Annotated in this window: 8 protein-coding genes; all 8 read left to right on the top strand. The window is 72.0% G+C overall.

From position 1 onward, the window contains the following. A partial coding sequence (locus JWP28_RS07590; RefSeq protein WP_299541697.1) for a dihydrofolate reductase family protein occupies nt 1-198 on the top strand: 198 nt, incomplete at its 5' end. Then, nucleotides 199-789, top strand: a complete 591-nt coding sequence (locus JWP28_RS07585; RefSeq protein WP_299541695.1) for a riboflavin synthase — start codon at nt 199-201, stop codon at nt 787-789. Between the two features lie 31 nt (nt 790-820). Further along, nucleotides 821-1,288: a 6,7-dimethyl-8-ribityllumazine synthase gene (ribH, locus tag JWP28_RS07580; RefSeq protein ID WP_299541693.1), complete on the top strand. Its 468-nt coding sequence runs from the start codon at nt 821-823 to the stop codon at nt 1,286-1,288. After that, nucleotides 1,285-1,764 (top strand): transcription antitermination factor NusB, encoded by a 480-nt coding sequence (nusB, locus tag JWP28_RS07575; protein WP_299541691.1) that lies wholly within the window; start codon nt 1,285-1,287, stop codon nt 1,762-1,764. The genes ribH and nusB overlap by 4 nt, the downstream gene beginning before the upstream one ends. Nucleotides 1,765-1,777: 13 nt before the next feature. Then, entirely contained in the window at nt 1,778-2,719 is a 942-nt protein-coding gene (gene thiL, locus JWP28_RS07570; RefSeq protein ID WP_299541689.1) for a thiamine-phosphate kinase, read from the top strand. A 111-nt stretch (nt 2,720-2,830) separates the two neighbouring features. Then, nucleotides 2,831-3,826 carry a 3-oxoacyl-[acyl-carrier-protein] synthase III C-terminal domain-containing protein gene (locus tag JWP28_RS07565; protein WP_299541687.1) on the top strand — a complete coding sequence of 332 codons (996 nt, stop codon included), beginning with the start codon at nt 2,831-2,833 and terminating at the stop codon, nt 3,824-3,826. After that, nucleotides 3,823-4,329 carry an isoprenylcysteine carboxylmethyltransferase family protein gene (locus tag JWP28_RS07560; protein ID WP_299541685.1) on the top strand — a complete coding sequence of 169 codons (507 nt, stop codon included), beginning with the start codon at nt 3,823-3,825 and terminating at the stop codon, nt 4,327-4,329. Before JWP28_RS07565 ends, JWP28_RS07560 begins: the two co-directional genes overlap by 4 nt. Nucleotides 4,330-4,407: 78 nt before the next feature. Beyond that, a partial coding sequence (locus JWP28_RS07555) for a DEAD/DEAH box helicase (RefSeq protein WP_299541683.1) occupies nt 4,408-5,765 on the top strand: 1,358 nt, incomplete at its 3' end.

Genomic DNA, 5,765 nt, shown 5'->3' with positions numbered 1-5,765 from the left:
CAGGTGGCGGCGAGCTTCCTGCGTTGCGGGCTGGTGGACGCCATCGAGTGGTTCCGCGCGCCGATGCTGATCGGCGGAGAGGGTCGCCCGGCGGTGGGGGCGCTCACGATTGCGGCGCTGGCCGATGCGCCCCACTTCAGGCGCACTGAGGTCCGCGAGGTCGGCGACGACCTCTGGGAGCGCTACGAGAGAGGCTGAATGTTCACCGGGATCGTCACCGACGTGGGCCGCGTGCGCAGCGTGCGCGAGACCAACCGCGACCGGCGGTTCGAGATCGAGACGGCCTTCGACCTGGCCACCGTCGATATCGGCGCCTCGATCAGCCACGCCGGCTGCTGCCTGACCGTCGTGGAGAAGGGCCCGGACTGGTTCGCCGTCGAGGTCTCCGGCGAGACCCTGTCGGCGACGACGCTGGACGCCTGGAAGGCGGGGCGGCGGGTCAACCTGGAGCGGGCGGCCAAGGTCGGCGACGAGCTTGGCGGGCACATCGTCTCCGGCCACGTGGACGGCATGGGCGAGGTCCTGTCGGTGGAGAGCGAGGGCGGCTCCCATCGCGTGCGCATCCGCGCGCCCCGGCCGCTGCACCGGTTCATCGCCCCCAAGGGCTCGATCACCATCGAGGGCGTGTCGCTGACCGTCAACGAGGTGGAGGACGACGTCTTCGGGGTGAACCTGATCCCGCACACCTGGGACGTGACCACGCTGGGCGAGCTCAAGGCGGGCTCCCGAGTGAACCTGGAGATCGACATGCTGGCGCGCTATCTCGCCCGCTGGCGCGAAACGGCCTAAAGCGTTCGGCGACCGAGCCGAAGGGGCCCCGATGAGCGAAGACCTGACCCGCATCCTGATCGTCGAGGCGCGCTTCTATTCCGACCTGGCCGATGAGCTGCTGAAGGGCGCGACCGATGCGCTCGAAGCCTATGGCGCCACCTACGAGGTGGTGACGGTGCCGGGCGCGCTGGAGATCCCCGGGGCCATCGCCATCGCCGAGGAAAGCGGCCACCGGCCGGCGGCGGCCGCGCCCTACGACGGCTATGTGGCGCTGGGGACCGTGATCCGCGGCGAGACCTACCATTTCGAAATCGTCGCGGGCGAGTCGGCGCGCGGCCTGATGGACCTCACGGTCGCCAGGCGGCTTTGCATCGGCAACGGCATCCTGACCGTAGAGGACGAGGCGCAGGCCTGGGCCCGGGCGCGGCCCAGCGAGGGCGACAAGGGCGGGGCGGCGGCCCGCGCGGCGCTGACCATGGTCTCGCTTCGCCAGCAGTTCCTGGCCGGCAAGCGATGAGGTCCGACCCCAAGTCGAGCGTCCCCAAGCAGGCGCGTTCGGTGGCGAGGCTCGCCGCCGTCCAGGCCCTCTATCAGATGGAAGTCTCCAGCGCCGGGGCCGAGACGGTGATCCGCGAGTTCGCCGAGCACCGCTTCGACCGCGACGTCCCCAACGAGTCCGGGGAGGACATGACCCTGGCGCACGCGGACGAGGCCTTCTTCGCCGACCTGGTGCGCGGCGTGGTCGAGCACCAGAAGTCCGTGGACAACGCCATCGCCAAGCGGCTGGCCTCGGGCTGGCGGCTCGACCGGCTCGACGCCACGGCGCGCGCGATCCTGCGGGCCGGCGCCTATGAGCTTAGCTACCGCGCCGACGTGCCGACCGAGGTCGTCATCGACGAATATGTCGAGCTCGCCAAATCCTTCTTCGAAGGGCCGGAGCCGGGGTTCGTCAACGGCGCCCTGGATGCTGTGGCGCAAGACACGAGACGCTGATTTTGGGGGCCCGATGTCCGGCGCCGACGAATTCTCCGAGATCGCCCGGCTGTTCCGCCCGCTGACGGGCGGGGCGGCGGGCGCGTTCGACCTGCTGGACGACGCGGCGGTCGTGCCGCAGCGGCCGGGCTTCGACCTGGTGGTCACCAAGGACGCCATCGTCGAGGGGGTGCACTTTCCGGTGGGCGAGCGGTCGGACCTGATCGCCCGCAAGCTGCTGCGGGTGAACCTCTCGGACCTCGCGGCCAAGGCGGCCGAGCCCTTCGGATGCTTTCTCGCGGTGGCCTGGCCGAACGCCTTCGGACCCGCGGAACGGGAGGCGTTCGCCGCCGGGCTCGGCGAGGACCTGCAGGCCTTCGGCGTCGCCCTGCTGGGCGGCGACACCGTCTCCACGCCGGGGCCCTTCACCGCCAGCCTGACGGCGCTGGGCTGGGTCCCCGAGGGCCGGATGGTGCGGCGCGCCGGAGCTGCGGTCGGCGACCTGGTCGCCGTCAGCGGCACGATCGGCGACGGAACGCTCGGGTTGGCGGCCGCGCGCGGCGAGATCGACGACCCCGACGGTTCGCTGCTGGACCGCTACCGGTTGCCGAACCCGCGCCTGGACCTGCGCCAGGCCCTGCGCGACCACGCCACCGCCGCGGCGGACGTCTCGGACGGCCTGGTCGCTGACGCCGGCCATGTCGCGGAGGCGAGCGGCCTCGGGATGCGCCTCGACCTCGACGCCTTGCCGTTGTCGCCCGCCGCAAGGCGCTGGCTGGACCTCCAGCCGGACCGGTCGGCGGCCCTCATCGGCCTGGCGACCGGCGGCGACGACTATGAGGTGGTCTGCACGATGCCGGACGCTGCGCCGGAAGGATTCACGGTCATCGGCGCGGTCGTGGCGGGCTCCGGCGTCGAGGTACGCGTCGATGGCGTGCGGCTGGATGTCGCGCAGGGGGGATGGCGCCACCTTTAGACGGAACTCCAATGCCCTCTGGGGGTTCGCCTCAGCGGGACGTCAACCGGAACCCGCATGAACCCCCCAGTCCATCTCCTGTCTCTCGCCACGGCGTCGCCACCCCACAGCATGAGCCAGGACGAGGTGCTGGAGGCCGCCACCCAGCTCTTTGACGGCCGCTTCCCGCAGTTCGAGCGCATGGCCCCGGTCTTCCGGCACGCCGGCGTCCTTACGCGCCAGATGGCCATGCCGGTGGAATGGTACCTCGAGCCGCGCACCTGGCCCGACCGCAGTGCGGTCTACGACGAGGTGGCGCTGGACCTCTTCTGTCAGGCCGCCGAGCGCGCGCTGGACGAGGCCGGCCTGACCGGCGCCGAGGTCGACGTCATCGTCACCGTGTCCTCCACCGGCCTGTCGACCCCCAGCCTCCAGGCGCGCGCCGTCGCCCGAATGGGTTTCCGGCCCGACGCGGCGGGGATCCCGGTGTTCGGCCTCGGCTGCGCGGGTGGCGCGACGGGCCTCGCCCTGGCCGCCCGGCTGGCGGCGGCGCAACCGGGCTGCCGGGTGCTGCTGGTCTGCGTGGAGCTGTGCTCCGTGGCCTTCCGCATGGAGGATTTCTCCAAGGTCGACATCATCTCGACGGCGATCTTCGCCGACGGCGCGGCGGCCTGCGTGCTCTCCGGCCGAGCGGACGGCTTTGCGGCGGTCACCGGCTATGCCGAGCACACCTGGCCGGACACCCTCGACATCATGGGTTGGCGCGTCGGCCCCAACGGCCTGGCCGTGGTCCTGGCGCGCGCCCTGCCGCCGTTCATCCGCAAGGAGATCCGCCCGGCCATGGAGCGCATGCTGGCGAGCCAGGACCTCACCGTCGAGGACGTCGACCGCTTCATCTGCCACCCCGGCGGCATGAAGGTGATCGAGGCTATCGAAGGCGCCTTCGGCCTTGGGCAAGGCGCGCTGGACCGCGAGCGCGAGGTGCTGGCCGACCACGGCAACATGTCCTCGCCCACCGTGCTGTTCGTCCTCGACCGCATGCGCCGCGGCGGACTGCCCAAGCGCTCGGTGGTCACCGCCATGGGCCCGGGGTTCACCACCAGCACAGTGACGCTCGCCGCCGCATGATCCTGTCGGTCCTCATCCTCGGTCTCGTCACCGCCCAGCGGCTGGGCGAACTGGTCGTCGCGCGCCGTAACACCGCGCAGCTCCTGGAGAAGGGCGGCGTGGAGCGCGGAGCCGAACACTATCCGCTGATGGTGGGCCTGCACGCCGCCTGGCTCGCGGGGCTGTGGATCCTGGCCTGGGATCGCCCGCCGAACCTGGCCTGGCTGGCGGTCTACGGGGTCCTGGAGCTCCTGCGGATCTGGGTGCTGGCCACGCTCGGCCCGCGCTGGACGACGCGCATCATCGTCGTGCCCGGTGAGACGCTGGTGCGGAAGGGTCCCTATCGGTTCATATCGCACCCGAACTACGCGGTGGTGGTGGGCGAGATCGCGGTGCTGCCCCTGGTCTTCGGACTGACGGCCTACGCCGTGGTCTTCTCCCTGCTCAACGCCTCGGTGCTCTGGCTGCGCATCCGGGCGGAGGAGGCGGCTTTCGCCGAGGCCGGGTCGCAGCCCGCCGCCTAACCTCGGGGCTTGCTTTGTCGGGCGTGCTACGGCTTCTGGCGCGTCCGCTGCGGTTCCGCGCGCGCCCAAGGACTTCCGATGCCGTTTCCCCCGACCCATCCCGCGCTCGCCCGCGCCCTCGAACAGCACGGCTACAGCGAGCCGACGCCGGTGCAGGCCGCTGTCCTGAGCGAGCCGGACAGCCGCGACCTGCTGGTCTCCGCCCAGACCGGCTCCGGCAAGACCGTGGCCTTCGGTCTGGCCATGGCGCGCGGCCTGCTGGGCGAGGCGGCGCAGTTCGAGCGGGCCGGCGCACCGCTGGCCCTGGTCGTCGCCCCGACCCGAGAGCTTGCCCTGCAGGTCAGCCGCGAGCTGGAATGGCTGCTGGCGCACACCGGCGCGCGGGTCGCGACCTGCGTCGGCGGCATGGATCCGCGGGCCGAGAAGCGGGCGCTGCAGGCCGGCGCCCATGTGGTGGTCGGCACCCCGGGCCGCCTGCGCGATCACCTGGAGCGCGGCGCGCTCGACCTCTCCGCCCTGCGGGTGGTGGTCCTCGACGAGGCCGACGAGATGCTCGACCTGGGCTTCCGCGAAGACCTCGAGGAGATCCTCGACTCCACGCCGGCCGAGCGCCGGACGCTCCTGTTCTCGGCGACCATCGCCAAGGAGATCGCAACGCTGGCCCGCCGCTACCAGCGCGACGCCGCCCGCATCGACACCTTGCGCCGCGACGAGGCGCACGGAGACATCGAGTACCGGGCTATCCGGGTGGCGCCCAACGAGATCGAGCACGCGGTCGTCAACCTGCTGCGCTACTTCGAAAGCCCGGGCGCGCTGGTGTTCTGCAACACCCGTGAGCGGGTGCGGCATCTCCACAGCGCGCTGCGGGAGCGGGGTTTTTCGGCCGTGGCGCTGTCGGGCGAGATGACCCAGAAGGAACGCTCCGACGCCCTTCAAGCGCTGCGCGACGGCCACGCCCGGGCCTGCGTCGCCACGGACGTCGCTGCCCGCGGCCTCGACCTGCCGGACCTGGGCCTGGTGATCCACGCCGACCTGCCGGTGAACAAGGCGGGCCTGCTGCACCGGAGCGGACGCACGGGCCGGGCGGGCAAGAAGGGCGTCTCGGTCCTGGTCGTGCCCTACAACAAGCGCCGGTTCACCGAGCGGCTGCTGGACTCGGCCAGCATCGACGCCGGCTGGTCCGGGCCGCCGCTGGCCGACGAGATCCGCGCCAAGGACCAGCAGCGGCTGCTTGACGATCCGATCCTCACCGAGCCGGCCTCCGAGGAGGACCTGACGCTCGCCCGCCGGATCCTGGCGGACAGCACGCCCGAGGCCGTGGCTGCGGCGCTGATCCGCCTGCACCGCCAGCGCCTGCCTGAGCCCGAGGACCTGTTCGACGACGTGCGCGACTCCGGCCAGCTGATCCCCTCGGCCAGGCCGCGCGGCGGCACGGC

The sequence above is a fragment of the Phenylobacterium sp. genome, from assembly GCF_028290885.1.
Classification (GTDB): Bacteria; Pseudomonadota; Alphaproteobacteria; order Caulobacterales; family Caulobacteraceae; genus Phenylobacterium.
Note: the sequence above shows the minus strand (reverse complement) of the source record. Positions and strands in the feature narration are given on the sequence as shown.

What these genes read in the sequence shown, in the direction of transcription:
- JWP28_RS07585 (WP_299541695.1), top strand. Translation starts at nt 199, where the DNA reads ATGTTCACCGGGATCGTCACCGACGTGGGCCGCGTGCGCAGCGTGCGC.
- thiL (WP_299541689.1), top strand. Translation starts at nt 1,778, where the DNA reads ATGTCCGGCGCCGACGAATTCTCCGAGATCGCCCGGCTGTTCCGCCCG.
- JWP28_RS07560 (WP_299541685.1), top strand. Translation starts at nt 3,823, where the DNA reads ATGATCCTGTCGGTCCTCATCCTCGGTCTCGTCACCGCCCAGCGGCTG.
- JWP28_RS07565 (WP_299541687.1), top strand. Translation starts at nt 2,831, where the DNA reads ATGAGCCAGGACGAGGTGCTGGAGGCCGCCACCCAGCTCTTTGACGGC.
- ribH (WP_299541693.1), top strand. Translation starts at nt 821, where the DNA reads ATGAGCGAAGACCTGACCCGCATCCTGATCGTCGAGGCGCGCTTCTAT.
- nusB (WP_299541691.1), top strand. Translation starts at nt 1,285, where the DNA reads ATGAGGTCCGACCCCAAGTCGAGCGTCCCCAAGCAGGCGCGTTCGGTG.